This window comes from Pelotomaculum sp. PtaB.Bin117, from assembly GCF_002067195.1.
Classification (GTDB): Bacteria; Bacillota; Desulfotomaculia; order Desulfotomaculales; family Pelotomaculaceae; genus Pelotomaculum_D; species Pelotomaculum_D terephthalicicum.
Genome location: NZ_MVQM01000094.1, coordinates 1 through 23,024, shown reverse-complemented (window position 1 = coordinate 23,024; position 23,024 = coordinate 1). Strand labels below are relative to the sequence as shown.

The following is a 23,024-nucleotide window of genomic DNA, read 5'->3' as shown; positions in this document are numbered from 1 at the left end:
CTGCTGCGCCATCAGGCCCGCGGCGTTTTGCGGTTTTACGCTGCCGCCGTACTGGATACGCACCTTTGCCGCCACATCCGCGCCGTATAGGTCACTTACCAGCTTGCGGATAAACCCGATCACTTGCTGAGCGTCCGCGTCTGAAGCGGTTTTTCCCGTACCAATGGCCCAAACCGGCTCGTAGGCGATTACCAGCCCGGCCGCTTGGTCGGCCACCAGGCCGGCCAGCCCCGCCTCTGTTTGAGTTTTTATTATTTTCTCTGTAATACCCGACTCCCGCTCCTCGATCCGTTCACCCACGCACATTATCGGGGTCAGGCCGTGCGCCAAAACGGCTTTAATCTTGCGATTAACATAATCATCAACTTCTCCGAAATACTGCCTGCGCTCGGAGTGGCCGATGATTACATATGAACAGCCGGCCTCTTTTAACATCAAGGGTGATATTTCACCGGTAAAAGCGCCTTCGTCCACCCAGTACACATTCTGCGCGCCCACACCGATGCCGGTGCCGCGCAGCGCCTCAGACACTTGAAACAAGGCAGTAAAAGGCGGACACACGACGACCTCAACGTCCTTGATTTCGTCTACTGCCCGCTTTAATTCATTGACAAACGCCAAAGCTTGGGAAACCGTCTTATACATCTTCCAATTTCCGGCAATTATGGGCTTGCGCTTTATTATCATTTTCATCAGCCCCCCCAATCATCAACTGGAATTCACTATTTATCAAGTAGAGCCACTACCCCGGGCAGCTGCTTGCCTTCAAGAAACTCCAGGGACGCGCCGCCGCCGGTGGAAATGTGGGTCATCTTTTCGGCAACTCCGGCTTTTTTCACCGCCGCTACCGAATCGCCGCCCCCAATTACGGTTGTCGCCTCTATCGTGGCCAGCGCGCCGGCCACGGCTTCCGTACCTTTGGCAAACGGCTCCATTTCAAAGACACCCATGGGACCGTTCCACATAATGGTTTTAGCTGATTTTAAGGCTTCAACAAAAAGTTTTACCGACTCCGGCCCGATATCCAGCGCCATCCAGTTGTCGGGGATCTGGCTTACCGGTACGGTTTTATGCTCTGCGTCCGGCGACGCTTCCGGCGCGATTACAACGTCAACAGGCAACAGGAAGTCTATCCCCTTGCTCTTAGCCTCTTCGATCAAGTCTTTCGCCAGTTCGACCTTGTCTGCCTCAACAAGTGACTTGCCTGTATCGCAGCCGGTAGCGCTCAAAAAGGTGTTGGCCATACCGCCGCCGATGACCAGGCTGTCGACCTTGTTAAATAAATTTGCGATAACCGGTATTTTATCGGACACTTTTGCCCCGCCCATGATGGCCATAAAAGGCCTTTCCGGCGCCGACAGGAGCTTGCCGAGCATTGCCAGTTCGCCCTCCATCAGGAAGCCGGCCACGGCAGGCAGGAATTTAGCCACTCCTTCAGTGGAAGCGTGGGCGCGGTGGGCTGTCCCGAACGCATCGTTAACATAAATATCAGCCAACTCGGACAGCTTCCGGGCAAATTCTTCATTGTTTTTCTCTTCTTCGGGATGGAACCGGACATTTTCGAGGAGAACCACATCCCCGACCTGCATACCGCTAATAGCGGCCTGCGGCAATTCACCGATACAATCGTCAACTTTTCGGACTGAAAACCCGAGCAATTCCGAGAGCCGCTTGGCTACAGGGTCCATCCTGTACTTGTCGTCTATTTTTCCTTTGGGGCGCCCGAGATGTGAAGCCAGAATGACTTTAGCCTTTTTTTCAAGAAGATAATTTATAGTGGGAAGGGCCGCCTTGATCCGGGTATCGTCGGACACCTGGCCGTTTTTATCCACCGGAACATTAAAATCCACCCGGACCAGCACCCGTTTGCCGGCCACATCCAGGTCGCGCACAGTTTTTTTGGCTATTTTTCATACACCTCCTTATAAATAGTCGCGGGTTGCCGGCGGGCAACACCGCGACCACATTTACACCTATAAGCCCTTAGAAGCGACATAAGAAGTCAGATCCAGCAACCGTTGGGAATATCCCCACTCATTGTCGTACCAGGCAATTACTTTAGCCATATTCCCTTCCATGACCATGGTTGAAAGCGCGTCAATAATAGTCGAGTGCGGGTTGCCGTTGAAGTCTATTGATACCAGCGGCAGTTCGCAGTACTCCATAATCCCTTTGAGAGCTCCTTCCGAAGCCTCTTTAAAAGCCGCGTTGATTTCTTCCGCACTGGTCTTCTTGGATAATTCCACCACCAGATCCACCACAGACACATTCGGAGTCGGCACCCGCATGGCGAAACCGTTTAGTTTGCCCTTCAATTCCGGGAGTACCAGTCCCACCGCTTTAGCGGCACCGGTGCTGGTAGGTATAATGGAAAGGTTGGCCGCTCTGGCACGCCGCGTGTCCCGGTGGGGCATATCCAAGATTTGCTGATCATTGGTATAAGCGTGCACGGTAGTCATAACCCCTTTGACAATGCCAAACTTGTCGTTAAGGACTTTGGCCACCGGCGCCAGGCAGTTGGTTGTGCAGGAAGCATTGGAAACCACGTGATGCTGCGCCGGGTCATACGTACCCTCATTAACGCCCATAACTACCGTTAAGCACTCTCCGCCCTTGGCCGGGGCGCTCAAGAGGACTTTTTTAGCCCCTGCCTGCAGGTGTTTCGCCGCATTCGCCGGGTTGTTAAATTTGCCGGTGGACTCAAGTACTATGTCAACGCCTAATTCCTTCCATGGCAGGAGTGTGGGATCACCTTCCGCAAATAATTTGATTTCCTTTCCGTTAATAACAAAGTTTCCATTTTTAACTTGAATATCCGCGTCATAAACGCCATGTACCGAATCATATTTAATCATGTGCGCGACTGATTCCGCATAAGTCTCTGAAACTGAAAGCCGGCTGGTTTTGTGGTTAACCGCTACTACATCAAGATCCGGGCGCTTCAGAGCGCCTCTTAACAGATCGCGACCAATCCGTCCTTGACCATTAATCCCTATTTTCACCCCATTAGTGTTACCCACTCCCTTCATTAGTGTACCATATTGAGCCTATTTTATTTAATTATTACATACTTTATTCTTCACTTGCTCTTCAAATTCCTTCTCGACAATATAATTTTCCATAATAAAAATCAGGGTATGACTTTAGCCATACCCCGGAAATTATTCAAGTATTCAGAATTCAGCAGTTAGCATGAGCGAATGGTTTATTTATCTTGAAATCACTCTAATACTGCTTCCGAAAATAAACCTTTATCATTTTCATCCATACTAATGGCGAAAAAGCGAAGCTTCATGGGTGTCTGAATTCTGCCTCCTGCAATTTAATACCTTTTTCTTTTCTGAACAGCCGGTATACCCAGTTCATCCCGGTACTTGGCCACAGTGCGCCGGGAAATACGTATCCCTCTCAGACTAAAAATATCGGCTATCTTCTGGTCGTTTAGAGGATACCTGTTATCTTCCCCGGCGATAATCTCTTGAAGTAATTTCTTAATGCTTCCCGCCGAAATTTTAGTCCCGGCATCGTTGTTCAGCCCGGTCGCAAAGAAACACTTCATCTCGAAAACACCGCGGGGAGTCTGAATATATTTATTCGAAGTGGCCCTGCTTACCGTTGACTCGTGGATACCAACAATTTCAGCGACCTTTTTCAGGTTCAGGGGCTTAAGGTATTTAATACCGCTATCCAGAAAATCCCTCTGCAACTCAACCAGACAACTGGCAACCTTGTACAAAGTCAAACGCCGCTGCTCAATGCTCCGGATCAGCCAAACAGCAGCATTGAGCTTATTTTCCACAAAACGGCGAGTATCAGAATCAATATTGTTTTCTTTATTCAATACAGATCGATACGCCGAGTTAATAGTTACTCGCGGAACGGTGACATCGTTCACCAGGATTATATACTCTTCTCCCACCTTTTCCAAAACAACATCAGGTATAATATAACACGCGTCGTTCATACCGGTGAAATTACGGCCTGGTTTCGGGTCAAGCGTTTTAATCAGATCGGAGGACTGCTGCACTTCCCGTATCGACACACCCAGGTTGTGAGCTATTTTGACAAGCCTCCCCTTAGCCAAGTCGGTTAAATGTTGGTTGATTAATCTACTGGTAACATCGTCTTTAATACCTAAACGCTCAATCTGAATCAACAAGCATTCCTGCAAGTTCCGGGCGCCTACTCCCACCGGCTCAAAACTCTGTACTAAATGCAAAACTTTAACTACTCTGTTTAAATCAACATTTAACCGCTCCCGCACTTCTGCGAGAGAGACTCTCAGATAACCATTGTCGTCTATGTTGCCGATCAAATATTCCCCGATTAACTTATCCGTCCCGTAGCACGAGGTTAGATTCAACTGCGACAGGAGATAATCAGACAAAGTGGGGGTCTGAGACAGGAATTTTTCGTAACCGTATCCCATCTGTTTCTGCTGTCTTTCTTTTTGGATAATCCCGCCGTCCCTACCGTCATGGTATTGATCTTCGAAATAATCTTCCCAGTTAAATCCATTATCCTGCTTTTCCGCTTCCGGCTCGCCGGTTTTATCCACGTCATCAAACACACCGTCTTCCCGCAACTCCAACAAGGGGTTTTCTTCGAGCTGCTGTTCAATATACGCAGAGAGTTCCAGGGAAGAAAGCTGCAGCACAGTAATAGCCTGGCACAGCTTGGGTGTCATGACTAACTTTTGGGTCTGTTCCAAGTTAAGATTATAACCCATCTGCATAAAAAGTCCACACCCCCGGAGAACTTATTTCAAAGTAATAATTCACTAAAGAAAAGGCTTATTCCTGCCAAACACTCATACATTTCATAATATTCAGCAGGTAATTGTTAGATACGCACCAGCAAAATACCATAAATTTTTTATTTTAGAACTTCTTTCCCCTGAGCTTTTCAGCTATTTCTTCAATTTTCCGCAAACGGTGGTTAATACCGGACTTGCTTAAGCGGGGCTGTGCAAAATCTCCTAATTCTTTAAGACTCGCGTCAGGGTATTTAACCCGCAACTCAGCCACTTCACGCAGAGAAACGGGAATATGCTCAAAACCCATAGTATCTCTCACCAATTTGATATTTTCCAACTGCCGGACCGATGCGTTAACAGTTTTGTTCAAGTTGGCGGTTTCGCAATTAACCAGGCGGTTGACCTGATTGCGCATGTCCTTGTATATCCTGGCGTTTTCAAAGTTGAGCAACGCCGAGTGGGCGCCGATGATATTTAAAAAACGGACTATCTGTTCACTGCCCTTCAAGTAAACAACATGCCAGTTTTTTCTCTCACTTACTTTGGCCGGCAGTCTCAATTTTTGCATCAGCCTGCCGATATAGCCGGCATGTTTTTCGTTATCGGTAATTAATTCGAGGTGGTAAGTGCCTTCAGGGCTGTTCACCGAACCGCCGCCGAGAAAAACTCCCCGCAAGTAGGCGCGGCGGCAGCACTCCTTCTTTAACAAGTCTTCCCGCACGTTGTTGATCAACCGGCCGTCCTGGTCAATCATGCCCAACCTGTTCAAAAGCGTATCTACTTCCGGCTGGGGAGGAATACGCACCAAATAAACATTGTTTTTGCGGAGGCGGGTTTTTCTCTGCACCAGCACCTCAGTGCGCATGTCAAACAGACTCTTGATCATGGAGAGTATCTTTCTGGCGACTGCGGCGTTTTCCGTGGCAATATGCAGTGACACAAGCCGCTCTCCATTAATCTGAATACTGCCGTCCATCCTGACCAGGGCAGCCAATTCAGCCAGACGGCAGCATGACTGCCGGCTGGTAACGCGGGCCAGCTCATTTTTTGTTGCCGCCGAAAAAGACAAACCACTAACCTTCTTTCTTCCTTATATATTATAACATAATAACAAAAAGAGAATAACACATATAACAAAAAGAGACGGGGTTCCCGCCTCCTGAATAATTTTATCCAGGTTATTTTCCAAAACTTAACGTGATTTAACGCCGGAAAACTCCTGATTATAAACCGCCTTCCGGCGCTCATGAAGATAGTGAACCCGATCCTGGGACCCGTTCGGTGACATAATCAGGCGCAGAATCCCCTGGGCCAGTTGATCCGGATGGTGGCGCACGACTTGGGTCTCGTGAATCAGGTTTTCACCTACAGCAGTTACCCCCAGCTCTTCTATTTTCTCCAGGTCCGCTAAAACAGGGCTGGCGCCGTCCTGCCGGTAGCGGACGCGCAGTCTGGCCGGAATCTGACCGGTGTTAAGCAAAACGTAATCAAGAAATTTTCCGGCATGGGCGATAATCGCGCGGAGGTGTTCCGAACCGGTGTAGTCATCCGTCTCGCCCGGCTGGGTCATCACATTGCAGACATATATTTTAATAGCTGAAGACCTGGCCAGAGCCTCGGGAATCCCTTTCACCAGCAAGTTCGGAATAACGCTGGTGTAAAGACTGCCCGGCCCCAGCACAACAGCGTCGGCCGCCTGGATGGCGGCCAGCGCCTCGGCTAACGGCAGACAGCGCTGCGGCTTGATAAATACTCGTTTTATTTTACCCTGGCTCCGGGTAATGCTGGACTCTCCCTGCACCACTGTCCCATCTGCCAATTCAGCACACAAGGTGATGTTCGACAAAGTTGCCGGCAGCACTCGCCCCCGCACGGCCAGAACCTTGCTCAGCCCGCGCACGGCCTGGTCAAAGCTGCCGGACACACCGGTCAGCGCGGCTAAAAGCAGATTGCCCATGCAATGGCCCGCTAGTTCACCAGTTGTAAAACGGTACTGCAGCAACTCTTCCATCAGTGGTTCTTTATCAGCAAGAGCTACCAGACAGTTACGAATGTCACCGGGCGGCAAAATACCCAAATCGCCCCGCAGGCGGCCGGAACTTCCTCCGTCGTCGGCTACAGTAACTATGGCTGTAAGGTTGCTGGTATATTTCTTCAACCCTCTCAGCAGCACGGACAACCCGGTGCCTCCGCCTATCACCACGATTTTGGGCCCGCGCCTGAGGCTGCGCTTCTCGTAAATAAACTCAGCCAACCTGCCCTCCTGCCCGGGCAAAAGCACAGAGGCTACCGATTGCAACGCTTTCAACAGGCCGACGCTCATTACAGCTATACCCATAGCAACAACAAAGACCCCTGCGATGACACTGTTACTCTGAACAATATAGCTCTTTTCCAGCTGATGAACGAAATCGGCTATGTCACTGGAAACCATGCCGCCGGTAAACAAGTCAATACCCACCCCGGCAAACACAAGTCCCCCCAGAGCCATGAACAACCAGCGTTTTACCCGCATGCCCGGATAGAACCACTTGATTATGATCATCTTCTTCTGAATCTCCTAAATTAATTTGAACGGTTGATATCCCGGTGACGTACGGTCACCCGGAAATTCTTTTCAGATAATATTTCCCCCAAACGGTTAGCCAGGGTTACGGAACGATGCATACCTCCGGTACACCCGACAGCAATCATCAGAGTGGTTTTACCTTCCTTGGAATACTGGGGGATAAGAAACTGGACCAAATCTGAGAATTTTTCCATAAATTCACTCGTCAACGGAAAACTGAAAACATATTCACGAACAACCGCGTCGTTGCCGGTAAAAGGCCTTAAGTTACTCTGGTAGTACGGATTCGGCAGAAAACGGACATCAAAAACCAGGTCCGAATCAAGAGGTATGCCGTATTTAAACCCAAACGAAATAACCGTGATATGCAACCCGGAGGCACAGGCGTTGTCGGCAAAGATACCGTTAATCACCTCTTTTAACTGCTGCACCGCCATATTTGAGGTGTCGATTATTTTGTTCGCCCTGCCCCGTAAATCTTCCAAACGGCTTCTTTCCTCCTGTATCCCTTCCAGCACCTCTCCGTACGTGCTTAAGGGGTGACGCCGCCTGGACTCCTTGAAACGCCGCACCAGTGTTTCATTTGAAGCCTCGAGAAAAAGTATTTCGCACCTGATGTCCTTGGCGTCAAGGTCAGACAATACTTCAAAGAAGGTGTCAAAGAACTCCCCGCCCCTGATGTCTACAACTAATGCTATTTTATTAATTTTATTGGCCGCTTGTGCACAGAGTTCAGCGAATTTCGGGATCAGCGCCGGAGGCAGGTTGTCCACGCAGAAAAAACCCAGATCTTCCAGGCTGTGTAAAGCCTGGGTTTTGCCGGCTCCAGACAAACCGGTAACAATAACGAGCCTTTGCGTAACCCATACCCCCTTTAAAACAGTATTCTATTCCTAAAATACTCTTATTATAACGGCGGCCAAATTAAACTGCAAGAAAATGCCGGAAAAAGTTTGTCGCTTCAGCGGTTTTGCAGCTCCTTTTTAAGAAGATCGATAACCTTAACCGGGCCAGGGTCCACACCATTCAGGGCGGCCAGATAAACACTTGCAAAATCCCCAGTGTAAATCAGGGAATATAACCTTGCCAGAACACCGCTACCGGTGGCCCGCACCTCGGTATAGCCGTCGACCGCATTTTGAATCACTTCTTTCGTTATCTCAATTCTCTTTTGCACACGTGGATGATCCCGCTCGTCCCTGAGAATGATGATATGAATCTTCTTTAAGATTTCAGGCGGGAACTCCAAACCCACAATCTCATTGTGGTTAAGCTCAGGCAGCACATTCCAGTAAGCCGGAGATTTGGCGTTTTCGTTAATCTGACCCTTCCAGCGCTGGGCAACAACCTCGGTAGTGCCGGCGGAACCCCAAATTACGGGGATTCTGCCTTGAAGTTTGCGGGCAATTTGTTTGGCCGGGTTTTCCGCTTCCATAACTGCCGGACCAAGCTTTGCACGCATATTGCCGATTAAATCAATCATTTCGTCAAGTTCTTCTGTCACGTCGGACAACAGGCCAAGCCTGTTCAAGACCTTCAAAGTGGGAATGAACAAATAGCCGGTGGCCGACCTGGGTGAAATGCCGCCGGGAATTTCAATCACCGGAAAACTATCTTTCTTGGCCGCTTCACCCAGCTTGCCGCCGGTGGTGATGGCAACGACAGACGCCCCCCTGTTCCGCGCCTCAGAGTAAGCGCTCAGCGTTTCCTCCGTATTTCCGGAATAGCTGACGGCAAAGACCAGGGTATCAGGCCCGACAAACTTGGGCAGCACATAATCCCTGTTCACAGTAATGGGAACTGAAATCTGACCGGCGGCGTAAACCCTCAGCAAATCCCCGCCAATTGCCGAACCGCCCAGACCGGTGACCACGATGTTGGATATGGCCTTAATTTCCGGCAACTGAACTTTTTCAACCAACTCCCGGCAGGCCCTGGCACACTGGCCGGGCAGGCCGTCCAGCGCCGCGAACATACCGATGGTGTCTATACGGCGTAACTCATCCTCCTGGTTTAAATCAACAAGCTGGGACATATCATTACCTCCTCGCTAAGGCTTCTATTTTCTCCAGCGCCTGAGGCCGGATTTCCAGCACGTCTTCAACATAAGCCCGCAGCACCTCGGCAACCCCCCAGGCCTGGGCGAAACAGCCCCGTGGGGCTATAGGCTCATTGCCGTCAAATATCTCGGAAACCTGGCCAACACCCCGGTCGCGCAAATGACTGCGGAAAGGCAAAAGAAAACGATAAGCCTGCTCGCGGCTGGACGCGCTATAGTCGTACGCCTTCCGGTAAGCGGTGACAAAAGGCCCCATCAGCCAACTCCAGGCAGTCCCCTGGTGATAAGAGCCGTCCCGCTGAACGCGATCCCCGGTATAAATTCCTTTGTATTCACCGTATTCCGGAGAAAGGCTGCGGATGCCATAAGCAACATAGAGTTCCTGCCAAACTTTGCGCACAACCCGGCGCGCCTGCTCTCCGGTCAGCATGCTGTAGGGCAGGCTGACCGCCAGCAACTGGTTCGGCCGGACCCGCCAGTCTTTTTCTTCAGGTGAAATTACATCACAAAGATAACCCTCTTTTTCACTCCAAAAACTGCCGGTAAAGCTTTCCTTTATCCTGTCAATCAAATAATGGTAAGCCGGCTGCTCCCCGTAGACGGCGGCCAGGATTTCCAACACGCAGACGGCATTGTACCACAAGGCGTTTACCTCCACGGGTTTGCCGTTCCGTGGCGTGACGACCCATCCGTCAACTTTGGCATCCATCCAGGTCAGCTGAACATCAGGTGTTCCCGCATTCAGCAGGCCGTCTTCGTCCATAAAGATATTGTAATCGGTTCCGTCCATATACCAGTGGACGATGTCCTTCAGTACAGGGTAAACCAAGTCATAGACAAACTCCAGATCGCCCGTGTAAACCAAGTATTTATATACCGCTTGGAAAAACCAGAGGGAAGCGTCCACAGTGTTGTAAAGCGGAGCTTCATCCCCATCCGGGAGACAGTTCGGCAAAAGGCCCTTCTTGCATTGCCGGACATAGGTCAGCAATATTTCCCGCGCGTCTTCAAACCTCTTGGTCACCAGGGTCAGTCCCGGCAGGGCGATCATGGTGTCCCTGCCCCAATCGGTAAACCAGGGATAACCGGCAATCACCGTTTTGGCGCCGGTTGACTGGCGCCGCACGATAAAGGCGTCCGCCGCCCGCACCAGCACGCGGGCAAAGGCTTCACCATAACCGGCTTGATTTTCCAAATCCCGCAGCCGGGCTCTTGCTTCATCAAGCAGCTTTTCGCCGTCCGGTCTGTGGAGTGCAACTGTCGACGCGAACACAGCCACAGTTTTGTCTTCACCCGCGGCCAGGGGCACCTCAAAAAAACCGGGAACGTAGTGATCCTCGAAGCAATTCTCTCCGCGCTCTTTTTCCTCCAGGTAAGCCATGCCTTTGAACCAGTCGCCGACAGAATTGTAAGCGCCGTCACTGATAGTGAGCAGCAACGGGGGCACTTCCTCCCGTCCTTTTACCGCGACACCGCCATTGACCGGTTTCTGGGCAAAGTTAATCTGGTCCGCGTTAGTTATAAAATGATGGCCCCGGCAGTTCACCATGGGCGTCAAACGTAAAACGCCGGGACCAGCCCCGTTTGTAATTTGATACAGAATAACGGTAGTATTCTGACCGTAGATCATGAAAATTGTTTTTTTCAGGATTATGTCCGTAAAACTATAGGTAAACGTGGGTAAAGGATCAACTTCAACCTGTTGCAGGTGAATGAAACCTGATTCACTCACCCCGGAACCGGTGCTGTTCGTAGCAAGGTTATAGGTACGCCCGCCAGCGGCAAACCGCTCGTCCAACTTCACCAACTGCACCACCCGGCTGCCGGGGGGGCTATGGGCGGCGATCAGCAATCCGTGGTATTTACGGGTGTTGGCACAGATAATTGTACTGGAAGCGTAGCCGCCGATACCGTTTGTTACGAGCCACTCTTTTTCGGCGCCGCGCTCAAAAGTGCGCCAATCGTCCTTGCCATAAAAATACATCTTTAGCCCCTCCCACCAATAGCATAATCAGTGGTCCCGGCTTTTATTCTGAATTCACCATTGCCGTTTTCAAAATCGCCCTCAAAGTAAACGCGCAGGCAAAGCTTGGTTAAAACATTAACGAAGCTGTTCCGAAAATCAGGGAAGGAATGTCCCCAATTAATTCCGCGCCGACAGCACCACGGCTCGCTTCGGGCCGAACTAGCGGCATTGCAAAGGCGGTAATAAGCTAATTATAGGAGAAGCCCATTATCCACTAAGCTAATTATACTAAAATACGTAACGTTGGTAGTCCGCTGGTTTCGCGCCGCAGTTCGGTTACCCTTGCTTCGCCGGGTGCTGTTAGCAGCGCTCCGCAAGTCAGTCCAACTGAAGCGCCAGCGCCACCGCGCCAAGCACACCGGACCGCCTGCCCAGCCCGGCCGGCACCACCTGAACATGAGCGCACGCCGCGCCTAAAGCCCGGGCCTCAACTTCCGTCCTGACACCCTGCCAGATGGGCTCTCCTATTTCCATCACGCCGCCGCCCAGCACGATCATGTCCGGGTTGAGCAGATTGATCAAATTCGCCACGCCGACTCCTAAAAAACGTGCCGCATGGGAAATAATTGAAACTGCCTCCGGATCTCCCCCCGCCGCGGCCTCAGCCACTGTAACGGCACTGATCCCGTCCGGTTCGTTCCCGGCCCGGGCCAGGATATTTAATCCCTTGCCGCGTTCCACCAGGCGCCGGGCTTCCCGCGCGATAGCAGTGCCTGAAGAAACAGACTCAAGACAGCCCCGGCCGCCGCAGCCACAGAGCGGCCCATCCGGCAGCACGGTGATATGTCCGATCTCCCCGGCCCCGTCCGTGGCACCGTGATAAAGACGTCCGTTCAGGATCAACCCCCCGCCGATCCCTGTGCTGACAGTTATGTAAACCATATTATCCATGCCCCGCCCGGCTCCGTAAACATGTTCACCCAGGGCAGCCAGATTGGCGTCATTATCGATCATTACTTTCGCCCGCAGGCGCTCCCGCAGGAGTTTTTTCAAGGGAATACCGCGCCAGCCAAGGTTCGGCGCAAAATGAATCACCCCACTGGCAATGTCCAGGGGACCGGGTGAACCCACCGCGACAGCATCGATAAAATCAGAGGATACTCCAGCCTGCGCCCGGACTTGCTCAACGGTGGCGATAATTCGCCCAATCACGTGCGACGGCCCATTTTTAGTTTCGGTAGGGACTCTTGTTTCCGCTAAAATATGGCCGTCTCCGGCGGCCAGGGCGGTGTGGATCTTCGTTCCGCCGAGGTCAACCCCGATTACATAATGTTCCGGCAGGCGACTCACCTCCCCAACACAAACTTCTCGATCGCTTCAACTACTCCGGCGCCGTTCGGCGCGGTGGTCACATATCCGGCCTTTTTCTTGATGTCATCCCTGGCGTTGGCAACCGCGACGCCCAAGCCGGCGTACTCCAGCATCTCCAGGTCGTTATAACCGTCACCGATAGCCATGATTTCTTCTCTTTTTATCCCAAAATGCCTGGCGAGAGCTTCAAGAGCGTATCCCTTCGTTGATTTTGGGTGAGAAAACTCCAAAAAATACGGCTTTGATTTGGCAATATGCACTTTTCCGGCATATTTAGGTATTAACTCTTCGGCGAGACGGTCAAGCAGCTGCTCCCTGGCTATCGTCATTATTCTTGTAGGATCACGTTCCAGTATTTTTAAAAGATCCCCCACCAGTTCAGGCTTTTCACCGAAAATTTGAATGTACCGGCGGCCCTCCGGGGTATCATTTTCCATATAAAGCACGTCGTCCAGATACGTGTTCATATGATAGCCCAGTTCGTGAACCCGGGAGACGATCTCCCTTGCGTAGCGCACCGGCAACGAATGGTATAGCAAAACTTCCCCGGACAAGGCGTTTTTCACCAACGCCCCCTGGTAGGTGATCAGCGGCAGATCCAGTCCCAGTTCCTGCGCATATGGTAGCGCGGAGCGGTACATCCGCCCGCTGGAAACGGTAAACTGAACACCTGTGTTCCGCACAGCCACAATAGCTTCCTTCACCTGGTCCGTCAATCGCGCATTATCGTCCAGTAAAGTATCGTCCAAATCCGCCGCGATTAATTTAAATTTCTGCATAAATCCTCCCGGCACCAATATTATACAATATATCAATAAGAAGTAAATCAACCCGGCCTTGCCCCGCAAGTCGGTGATAAGTTACCGCGAAGCGGCGCGCTTCGTCCCGCAGGCGCTGCAGCAAGTGGAGCGCCCGGGAGTCCGGGGGCAAGGAAACCGGATCCGGCTGTCCCTCGCCGAAAAGCAGTTCTTCCTCCTTGGCCAGGCCGTAAGCAGGTATTCTTTCCAAACCAAGTTCCCGCATGACCCGGCGGACGGCGAAAGCTGCCTCTTGCCGCCGTCAACGATCCCTAAATCTGGCAAAAAGGTAAAATTTAGCCCCCTTGCTGGAAAGCTGCCCGGTGCGCAAAAGCTCCTTTTCCTCCAAGGCGCGGGTAAAACGCCGCCTGAGCACTTCCTGCATGGAGGCATAGTCATCCGGCCCTGTAACAGTGCGGATTTTAAAGCGCCGACTGGTCCCTGGCAGGTTTTCCTTCCTCAAAAACAACCATCAAGGCAAACACTGCCGGCACCCTTTACCTAATGTTCCGGCAGGCAACTCACCTCCCCAACACAAACTTCTCGATCGCTTCAACTACTCCGGCGCCGTTCGGCGCGGTGGTCACATATCCGGCCTTTTTCTTGATGTCATCCCTGGCGTTGGCAACCGCGACACCCAAACCGGCGTACTTCATCATCTCCAGGTCGTTATAACTGTCACCGATAGCCATGATTTCTTCTCTTTTTATCTCAAAATGCCCGGCGAAGGCTTTAAGAGCGTGTCCCTTTGTTGCTTTTGGGTGGGAAAACTCCAAAAAATACGGCTTTGATTTGACAATATGCACTTTTCCGGCATATTTAGGTATTAACTCTTCGACGAGACGGTCAAGCAGCTGCTCCCTGGCTATTGTCACTATTTTTGTGGGATCACGATCCAGTATTTTTAAAAGATCCCCCACCAGTTCAGGCTTTACACCGGAAACTTGACTGTACCGGTGGCCCTCCGGGGTATTATTTTCCATATAAAGCACGTCGTCCAGATATGCGTTCAAATGATAGCCCAGTTCGTGCACCCGGGAGACGATCTCCCTTGCGTAGCGCACCGGCAGCGGATGGTATAGCAAAACTTCCCCGGACAAGGCGTTTTTCACCAACGCCCCCTGGTAGGTGATCAGCGGCAGATCCAGTCCCAGTTCCTGCGCGTATGGTAGCGCGGAGCGGTACATCCGCCCGGTGGAGATGGTAAACTGAACACCTGTGTTCCGCACAGCGACAATAGCTTCCTTCACCTGGTCCGTCAATCGCAAATTATCGTCCAGTAAAGTATCGTCCAAATCCGCCGCAATTAATTTAAATTTCTGCATAAATCCTCCCCGTACCAATATTATACAATATATTGATAAGAAGTAAATCAATTCAACAAGTTTTTCACTTGCGGAAAAATGCATATATAGCGAGCGCTGCTTTTTTATTCATTCCTTTAACGGCAGTCAAATCCGCCAGCGAAGCTTTTTCGATCCCGGAAATACTGCCAAAAGCCTTTAGCAGGGCGCGGCGGCGCACCTCACCGATGCCCTCCACTTCATCCAGCAATGACTTCAACCCGGCCTTGCCCCGCAAGTTCCGGTGATAAGTTACCGCGAAGCGGTGCGCTTCGTCCCGCAGGCGCTGCAGCAAGTAGAGCGCCCGGGAATCCGGGGGCAAAGCAACCGGATCCGGCTGTCCCTCGCCAAAAAGAAGCTCTTCCTCCTTGGCCAGGCCATAAGCCGGTATTTTTTCCAATCCCAGTTCCCGCATAACCCGGCGGGCGGCAGCAAGCTGTCCCTTGCCGCCGTCCACGATCACCAAGTCCGGCAAACGGTAAAATTTAGCCTCCTTGCTGGAAATTTGCCCCGTGCTAAAAAGCTTCTTTTCTTCCAGGGCGCGGGTAAAACGCCGCCTGAGCACTTCCTGCATGGAGGCATAGTCGTCCGGCCCTGTAACAGTGCGGATTTTAAAGCGCCGGTACTGGTCCCTGGCAGGTTTTCCTTCCTCAAAAACAACCATCGAGGCAACACTGCCGGTACCCTGGGTATTGGAAATGTCATAGCATTCCAGCCGGCGGGGAGGCCGCTCCAGCGCCAGCGCGCCGGCCAGTTCGGTCAAGGCCGCCGCCGCTTCTTCACCTTGGGCGGCACCATCGCTCTGTACTTGCTCCAAAGTTAAAAGAGCGTTTTTGGCCACCATCTCCACCAATTTCTTTTTCTCCCCGCGGCTGGGCGTTTTCAGGAAAACCCTGACCCCTTTTCTGCCGGTAAGCCATTCTTCAATTACCGCCTTCTCTTCCTCAACGCTTTCGGACAAGAGAACTTCCCGGGGGATAAAATCAATACCGGTATAATACTGTTTGATAAACGCGCCGAGCACTTCGGCACGGCTCAGGTCTTCCGTGCCTTTCAGGATGAAATGATCCCGCCCGATCAGCTTGCCGCCCCGCACAAAAAACACCATTACGCAAGCCTCGTCAAATGCCCTGGCCATGGCTATAACGTCCTGATCCTCAAAGCCGTTTGAAATAATCTTTTGTTTTTCAATTACTTCCCGCACCGACCGCAATTGGTCGCGCAGTACGGCGGCCTTTTCGAACTCGAGATTTCCCGCGGCTTCTTCCATTCTGGCCGTCAGGTGTTTGATCAGATCCTCCTGCCGCCCTTCCAGGAAAAGACACACCTCGTTGATCATCGCCCGGTATGTTTCCCGGTCCGTAAGCCCGCAGCAAGGGCCAAGGCAACGCTTGATGTGATGGTTCAGGCAGGGTCTTTCTCTTGCTGCCGGTTCACGCTGCTTGCAGGAACGGAATGGGAAGATCTTTTTCAGAAGGCGCAAGGTTTCGTTTACCGCCCCCACCCTGGTGTAAGGCCCGAAATATCTTGACCCGTCTTTAACGTGCCGGCGGGTAATCTGCACTCGCGGATAGCTTTCATTCAACGTAATTTTCAGATACGGATAGCTTTTGTCATCCTTAAGTAAAACGTTGTAGCGGGGGCGGTGTTCCTTGATCAGGTTCTGTTCCAGGATTAGCGCCTCCACTTCGGAGTCGGTGACAATATAATCCAGGCCGGCTACTTTTTCCAGCATTACCTTCGTTTTGGGCTGGTGCTGCGCGCCTGCCTGGAAGTAAGAACGAACCCGATTTTTTAGCGATAGCGCCTTGCCTACATAGATTATTTCACCGTCGGCGTTACGGTAAAGGTAAACCCCCGGCTTGGCGGGGAGCAGTTTCAGTTTTTCTTCCAGTTGCAATTTACCACCGCCTTTAAGGAAAGGGGACACACCTCTCTCTAAAGCCTTTCTTTGGGGTCAGAGGAATGTCCCCGATGGAAAGGGGACATCCCTCTCTTTATAGCCTAACTTTGGGGTTAAGGAATGTCCCCAATTGATAAGTTCACTCACCAACACTCTTGCTCAGCGCCGGCGGTTCTTCCTCCACTTCCCTCCAAAACCTTTGCCGTGGTCCCCTGGCGAGGACTTTACCCAGAAACTGCCCGGTATATGATTCCGATACTGCCGCCACTTCTTCCGGAGTGCCGGTTGCCACCACCTCACCACCCATGTTGCCCCCTTCGGGGCCCAGGTCGATAATATAGTCGGCAGTTTTGATCACATCAAGGTTATGCTCAATCACTACCACTGTATCCCCGGCATCCACCAGCCGGTGCAGCACTTTCAGCAAATGGTCGATGTCGGCGGTATGCAGACCGGTGGTGGGTTCGTCCAGGATGTAAAAGGTCTTGCCGTTGGAACGTCTGGACAGTTCCGTGGCCAGTTTGACCCGTTGGGCCTCGCCGCCCGAAAGGGTGGTAGCCGGCTGCCCGAGGCGGATATAGCCCAAGCCGACATCCTGCAAGGTCTTCAGCTTGCGATGAATTTTCGGGATTTGCCTGAAGAACTCCACTGCTTGGTCCACCGTCATTTCCAGCACATCGGCAACATTCCTGCCCTTGTAGCGGACCTCCAGGGTCTCCCGGTTGTAGCGCAGGCCCTTGCACACCTCGCAGGGTATATATACATCCGGCAGGAAGTGCATCTCAATTTTGATAATCCCGTCTCCCTGGCAGGACTCGCAGCGCCCTCCTTTGACGTTAAAGCTAAAACGCCCGGCTTTATAACCGCGCATCTTCGCTTCCGGCGTCATGGCGAAAAGATCGCGAATATCATTGAATACTCCGGTATAAGTGGCCGGGTTGGACCGGGGCGTGCGCCCGATGGGAGACTGGTTGATATCAATTACTTTATCCAGGTGTTCGATGCCGTCGACGCCCCGGCAGCGCCCGGGCTGAGTCCTCGCCCGGTGCAGCTCCTGCGCCAGTTTCCTGTATAGAATATCATTCACCAAGGTGCTTTTGCCCGATCCGGAGACCCCGGTCACGCAGATAAACACGCCCAGCGGGAACGACACATCAATATTTTTCAAGTTGTTTTCCGCCGCTCCCGCCACCACCACTTCCTTGCCGTTGGCCTGGCGGCGGGAAAAGGGCATTGGGATGGCCTTCTTGCCGCTCAGGTACTGACCGGTAATTGAATCCGGATTGTCAACAATATCCTGATAACTGCCGGACGCCACCAGCCGGCCGCCGTGCACCCCGGCGCCGGGGCCGATATCAATGATATGGTCGGCGGCAAGCATTGTATCTTCGTCATGCTCTACAACAATCAACGTATTTCCCAGGTCGCGCAGGCGTTCCAACGTGCGGAGCAGGCGCTGGTTGTCCCGCTGGTGCAGCCCGATGCTCGGCTCGTCCAGGATATAGAGCACACCCATCAGCCCGGAGCCGATCTGCGTGGCCAGCCTGATTCGCTGCGCCTCGCCGCCCGAAAGGGTTCCCGCCCCCCGATCCAGGGTAAGATAATCAAGCCCCACATTTACCAGAAACCCCAGGCGCTCGTTAATTTCCTTCAAAACCTGCCGGGCAATCATTCTTTCCCGCCCGGTTAAATCCAGCGTGCTGAAGAAATCCCGCGCCTCCAGCACCGAAAAGCGGGTGACCTCGGTAATGGAGCGGTCCCCCACTTTCACCGCCAGCACCTCCGGCTTGAGCCTGGCGCCGCCGCAAGCCGGGCAGGGGCGGCTGCTCATGTAGTTTTCAATTTCCTCCCGCTGGTGCTCCGACGCCGTTTCCTTATAGCGGCGGGACAGGTTGTTAATCACCCCTTCAAAGGGCACGTACATTTCGTGTCTGCGGCCGTAAAAATCATTCTGCAAAATAAAATGAATCCGGTTGCCGCCCGTTCCGTACAAGATAATGTCCAGGTGTTCCGGCGCCAGTTCTTGCAGCGGAGTATCCACACTGAAGCCGTAGTGACGCGCCACTCCCTCCAGAAACTGATAAGAGTAGCCGCCTTTGGACCAGCCTTCAATCGCCCCGCCGGCAATGGACTTGCGCCGGTCGGGTATAACCAGGTCCGGGTCGATCTCTTTCTTGAAACCCAACCCGGTGCACTCGGGACAGGCCCCGTAAGGGCTGTTGAAAGAGAACAGGCGCGGTGTAATTTCCATTATGCTGATGCCGCAATCGACACAGGCAAAATTCTCGCTGAAGGTGATTTCTTCCGTTCCGCCGACTACCGCCACCGCCAGGCCGCCGCCTTGCTTGAGGGCGGTTTCCAGCGAATCGGCGAGCCGTCTCTCGAAGCCCGGCCGGACGATAATACGGTCCACCACCAGCTCGATAGTGTGCTTCTTGTTCTTGTCCAGCTTGATTTCCCCTGAGGTGTCCAGCACCTCGCCGTCCACCCTGACCCTGACGAAACCGTTCCGGCGGATGTCTTCAATAACTTTCACATGTTCGCCTTTTTTGCCGCGCACTGCCGGCGAGAGGATCTGCAGGCGCGTGCCTTCCGGAAGGGAAGCCAGGCGGTCCACCATTTGCTCCACCGCCTGCCGGGTGATCAACTTACCGCAGCGGGGGCAGTGAGGGCGTCCTATTCTGGCGTAGAGCAGCCTCAAGTAATCATAAATTTCCGTCACCGTGCCCACCGTAGAGCGCGGGTTGTGGCTGGTGGTCTTCTGATCGATGGATATGGCCGGGGAAAGCCCTTCGATGTAATCCACATCCGGCTTGTCCATTTGTCCCAGAAACTGGCGGGCGTAAGCTGAAAGAGATTCCACATAACGGCGCTGCCCCTCGGCGTAAATAGTGTCAAAAGCCAGCGAGGACTTGCCGGAGCCCGATAAGCCGGTGATCACCACAAACTTGTCGCGGGGAATCTCAACATCAATATTTTTCAAGTTGTGGACGCGCGCGCCCTTGATTAAGATTTTGTCAAGCATAAAAAAACTCCTACTATACCATTAATAATTAAAGATGAATCACCTTTATTCAGTAACGGCTTTTAACAGCAAAACATTAAAGCCATACTGGACAAAGTGGCGGTCCACCCTCAGCCAGATAGTTATCGTGACAATATTTTTCACCTTTTTTAAAATAATCTCTTCTCCATTAAGATATACGCTTCGTCAGAGTCATTTGACCTTTACTGGCTAGCTTAACCACTTTATATTGCGCTTTAATTCATCCTTTCATAGGTAACACATTCCATACTAAATTCAATTATCCTTAATGGTATTCTCCGCTCTCAATGTAATAATATTTCAACGATTAACCATATCTGTTGCGGACACTTCTTCCGCTACTGCCGGCCTGACGCCCTTCTCGCCCCTAAGCTGAAGCCGCAATTCGATAATAATATCCCTCAGCTGCGCCGCCTGTTCAAAAGCAAGCCGGCGCGCCGCCCCCTGCATCTCTTTTTCCAGCGAGGCGATATATTTTTTCAACTCGGTCTTTTTCATCTTCTTACCCGCACGCGGTCCGGCTTCATAAACTGCTTTCGGTTCCGCCACCCGGGTGGCCTCGATCACGTCCCGCACCGCCTTGCGGACGGTTTCCGGAGTAATTCCATGCTTTTTGTTATACTCAATTTGTATTTTCCGGCGGCGCTCAGTTTCATTGACGGCTGTCTTCATCGAACCGGTGACCTTGTCCGCGTACATAATCACCTTGCCTTCGGCGTTGCGGGCCGCCCGGCCGATGGTCTGGATCAAGGAACGCTCGGAGCGCAGGTAGCCTTCTTTGTCGGCGTCGAGGATGGCTACCAGGCTCACCTCGGGAAGGTCCAGGCCCTCTCTTAACAGGTTGATGCCCACCAAAACGTCAAAAACTCCCAGCCGCAAGTCGCGCAGTATTTCCATGCGCTCGATGGTATTTATATCCGAGTGCAGGTAGCGCACTTTGACCCCCGCCTCACGGAAATAATCCGTAAGGTCTTCGGCCATTTTCTTGGTCAGCGTAGTCACCAGCACTCTTTCCTGTTTTTGCACCCGCAGTTGGATCTCCTGCAACAAGTCGTCAATCTGCCCCTTGGTGGGCCGGATAGCTACTTCCGGGTCCACCAAACCGGTGGGGCGAATAATCTGCTCAACCACCTGGGCGTTGTTTTTCAACTCGTAAGGACCGGGTGTGGCGGAAGTGTAAACAACTTGATTCAACCGTTCCACAAATTCCGGAAAAGTCAGCGGGCGGTTGTCGAAAGCTGAAGGCAGCCGGAAGCCATGCTCCACCAGGGACCGCTTGCGGGAGCGGTCCCCCTCGTACATGCCGCCCACCTGCGGTACCGTAACATGGGACTCGTCGATAAACATGATAAAATCCTTGGGAAAGTAGTCCAGCAGGGTATAGGGGGCCTGTCCCGGCGCCCTGCCCGTCAGATGCCGCGAATAGTTCTCAATCCCGCTGCAAAACCCCATTTCCTGCATCATTTCCAGATCGTAGCTGGTGCGCTGCTCCAAACGCTGCGCCTCCAGCAGTTTTTCTTTAGAGCGCAGCTCGGCCAGCCGTTTTTCCAACTCAGTTTCTATGGATATGACAGCCCGGTCCATCCTTTCCTTAGAGGTGGCGTAGTGGCTGGCCGGAAAGATAGACACATGCTTGCGCTCCCCGAGAATTTCCCCGGTCAGCACGTCGAACTCCAGCATCCTTTCCACTTCGTCACCGTAGAAATCCACTCTGATTGCTTTTTCCGTGGCTGAAACCGGGAAAATTTCAACAACATCGCCCCGCACCCTGAACTTGCCCCGGATAAAATTAATATCGTTGCGCTCGTACTGAATGCTCACCAGTTTGCGCAGGACGGCGTCCCGGTCATAGCTTTCACCCTGGCGCAGGGAAAGCACCAGCGTGCTGTATTCCTCCGGGTCACCCAAACCGTAAATACATGAAACACTGGCCACGATAATCACGTCCCGCCGCTCAAAGAGAGCGCAGGTGGCCGAGTGGCGCAATTTATCTATTTCTTCGTTGACAGACGAGTCCTTCTCAATGTATGTATCCGTATGGGGAATATAGGCTTCCGGCTGGTAGTAGTCGTAATAACTGACAAAATACTCCACCGCGTTGTCTGGAAAGAATTCTTTAAACTCCCCGCAAAGCTGGGCAGCCAGAGTCTTGTTCGGCGCCAGGATCAAAGCCGGCCGCTGGACAGCCTGGATCACCTGGGCTATCGTGTACGTTTTACCGGTGCCGGTAGCACCCAGCAAGACCTGTCCCTGATAACCTTTCCGTAAGCCGTCTACCAGGGCGGAGATAGCCTTGGGCTGGTCCCCCATGGGTTTGTATTCCGATTTCAACCGAAATGGCCGCATTATTTTACCTTCTAAATTATTAATTTATTTATCAATAGTATACCATAAGGAGCAAGATGCCAAAAGTATGTTCTGTACAAGATAAAAGACGGGGCAATCCCGGCCTCCCCGTCTTTTGATTCTGGACTATTTGACAATTATCCTGAAAACGATTGTTTATTCTCAGTTTACCGGTTGATTTCTATCCCTCTTCCGAAACCATTCAATCATATCCAACCTTATAATAAGCTAATATAATATATATATATATACGGCAGACACTCAGTATTTATCTATAAAAATATTGCTTGCGTTATTTAAAAAAATTCTATACAATACATGATGATTTAATATTATATAAAATTTTCCAATTATCCACACATTACTATTAATCTTACAGGTAAGCAAATGCTACATTTAAGATATTTTAAAACCATAATATACTTTATGATCTATTTGCTAGTTATTCAGTTATGTTTACCCTACTTTATTCCTGCCAGCATTATTTACGATAATCGACTGAATTATGATTTTGTAAAGAATCGCACCACAAATATAGATACCGTGCTTGAACAAGTTAAAATTATTATAGAAAAAGAACATCTAAAAGATTACGTGGTAATTCTTGGCGATTCAGTCGCATATAGCAATCCCGGTCCTTCAGATAAATCAATATCATATTATTTAAATGAAATGGCGGAAAAAGAAAAGCGTAGTTTTAGAGTATTCAATTTAGCGATGCCAGCCATGCAGACTGGTGACATTTATACCATGTTGCTTAAAATGAAACAGCATGGCATTTCTAATGACCACATTATTATTAATATTGTTTACGCCGGCTTTGTAAAGCGCGATCCTGATCCCCCTGCTGTTTACTGGCTTCAGCAAC

General features: G+C 51.5%; 15 protein-coding genes and 2 pseudogenes. 1 reads left to right on the top strand and 16 read right to left on the bottom strand.

Annotation, left to right across the window (positions count from 1 at the left end):
* The 16 genes and pseudogenes from tpiA to uvrB form a co-directional block, all read right to left on the bottom strand.
* A partial coding sequence (tpiA, locus tag A4E54_RS06340) for a triose-phosphate isomerase (RefSeq protein WP_286725100.1) occupies positions 1 to 693 on the bottom strand: 693 nt, incomplete at its 3' end.
* 29 nt (positions 694 to 722) lie between these two features.
* Positions 723 to 1,907 (bottom strand): phosphoglycerate kinase, encoded by a 1,185-nt coding sequence (locus tag A4E54_RS06335; protein WP_286725106.1) that lies wholly within the window; start codon positions 1,905 to 1,907, stop codon positions 723 to 725.
* A 66-nt stretch (positions 1,908 to 1,973) separates the two neighbouring features.
* Positions 1,974 to 3,020, bottom strand: a complete 1,047-nt coding sequence (gap, locus tag A4E54_RS06330; protein ID WP_286725097.1) for a type I glyceraldehyde-3-phosphate dehydrogenase — start codon at positions 3,018 to 3,020, stop codon at positions 1,974 to 1,976.
* Between the two features lie 302 nt (positions 3,021 to 3,322).
* Positions 3,323 to 4,735, bottom strand: coding sequence for an RNA polymerase factor sigma-54 (rpoN, locus tag A4E54_RS06325; protein WP_240082802.1), 1,413 nt, complete (start codon positions 4,733 to 4,735; stop codon positions 3,323 to 3,325).
* Between the two features lie 145 nt (positions 4,736 to 4,880).
* The gene (whiA, locus tag A4E54_RS06320; RefSeq protein ID WP_286725095.1) at positions 4,881 to 5,825 is read right to left on the bottom strand and encodes a DNA-binding protein WhiA; all 945 of its coding nucleotides are present in this window, start codon (positions 5,823 to 5,825) and stop codon (positions 4,881 to 4,883) included.
* A 123-nt stretch (positions 5,826 to 5,948) separates the two neighbouring features.
* Positions 5,949 to 7,301, bottom strand: coding sequence for a gluconeogenesis morphogenetic factor MgfK (gene mgfK / locus A4E54_RS06315; RefSeq protein ID WP_240082804.1), 1,353 nt, complete (start codon positions 7,299 to 7,301; stop codon positions 5,949 to 5,951).
* Positions 7,302 to 7,321: 20 nt separating this feature from the next.
* Positions 7,322 to 8,170 carry an RNase adapter RapZ gene (gene rapZ, locus A4E54_RS06310; protein WP_286725103.1) on the bottom strand — a complete coding sequence of 283 codons (849 nt, stop codon included), beginning with the start codon at positions 8,168 to 8,170 and terminating at the stop codon, positions 7,322 to 7,324.
* Between the two features lie 116 nt (positions 8,171 to 8,286).
* Positions 8,287 to 9,360, bottom strand: coding sequence for a bifunctional phosphoglucose/phosphomannose isomerase (locus A4E54_RS06305; protein WP_240082806.1), 1,074 nt, complete (start codon positions 9,358 to 9,360; stop codon positions 8,287 to 8,289).
* A gap of 4 nt (positions 9,361 to 9,364) precedes the next feature.
* Positions 9,365 to 11,368 carry an amylo-alpha-1,6-glucosidase gene (locus A4E54_RS06300; protein WP_240082807.1) on the bottom strand — a complete coding sequence of 668 codons (2,004 nt, stop codon included), beginning with the start codon at positions 11,366 to 11,368 and terminating at the stop codon, positions 9,365 to 9,367.
* Between the two features lie 360 nt (positions 11,369 to 11,728).
* Complete coding sequence (locus A4E54_RS06295) at positions 11,729 to 12,700, bottom strand: ROK family protein (protein ID WP_240082808.1); 972 nt, start codon at positions 12,698 to 12,700, stop codon at positions 11,729 to 11,731.
* Positions 12,697 to 13,500 carry a Cof-type HAD-IIB family hydrolase gene (locus A4E54_RS06290; protein WP_240082809.1) on the bottom strand — a complete coding sequence of 268 codons (804 nt, stop codon included), beginning with the start codon at positions 13,498 to 13,500 and terminating at the stop codon, positions 12,697 to 12,699. The genes A4E54_RS06295 and A4E54_RS06290 overlap by 4 nt, the downstream gene beginning before the upstream one ends.
* Positions 13,487 to 13,903, bottom strand: a pseudogene (locus A4E54_RS06285) (hypothetical protein). Before A4E54_RS06285 ends, A4E54_RS06290 begins: the two are co-directional and overlap by 14 nt.
* Positions 13,904 to 14,039: 136 nt before the next feature.
* The gene (locus A4E54_RS06280) at positions 14,040 to 14,843 is read right to left on the bottom strand and encodes a Cof-type HAD-IIB family hydrolase (protein WP_240082810.1); all 804 of its coding nucleotides are present in this window, start codon (positions 14,841 to 14,843) and stop codon (positions 14,040 to 14,042) included.
* 64 nt (positions 14,844 to 14,907) lie between these two features.
* Positions 14,908 to 16,761, bottom strand: coding sequence for an excinuclease ABC subunit UvrC (gene uvrC / locus A4E54_RS06275; protein WP_286725089.1), 1,854 nt, complete (start codon positions 16,759 to 16,761; stop codon positions 14,908 to 14,910).
* 142 nt (positions 16,762 to 16,903) lie between these two features.
* Positions 16,904 to 19,789, bottom strand: a complete 2,886-nt coding sequence (gene uvrA, locus A4E54_RS06270; protein WP_286725086.1) for an excinuclease ABC subunit UvrA — start codon at positions 19,787 to 19,789, stop codon at positions 16,904 to 16,906.
* A 321-nt stretch (positions 19,790 to 20,110) separates the two neighbouring features.
* Positions 20,111 to 22,156 carry an excinuclease ABC subunit UvrB gene (uvrB, locus tag A4E54_RS06265; RefSeq protein WP_286725084.1) on the bottom strand — a complete coding sequence of 682 codons (2,046 nt, stop codon included), beginning with the start codon at positions 22,154 to 22,156 and terminating at the stop codon, positions 20,111 to 20,113.
* 387 nt (positions 22,157 to 22,543) lie between these two features.
* Between uvrB and A4E54_RS06260 the strand changes: the two are divergent.
* Positions 22,544 to 23,024, top strand: a pseudogene (locus tag A4E54_RS06260) (hypothetical protein); the annotation flags it as partial.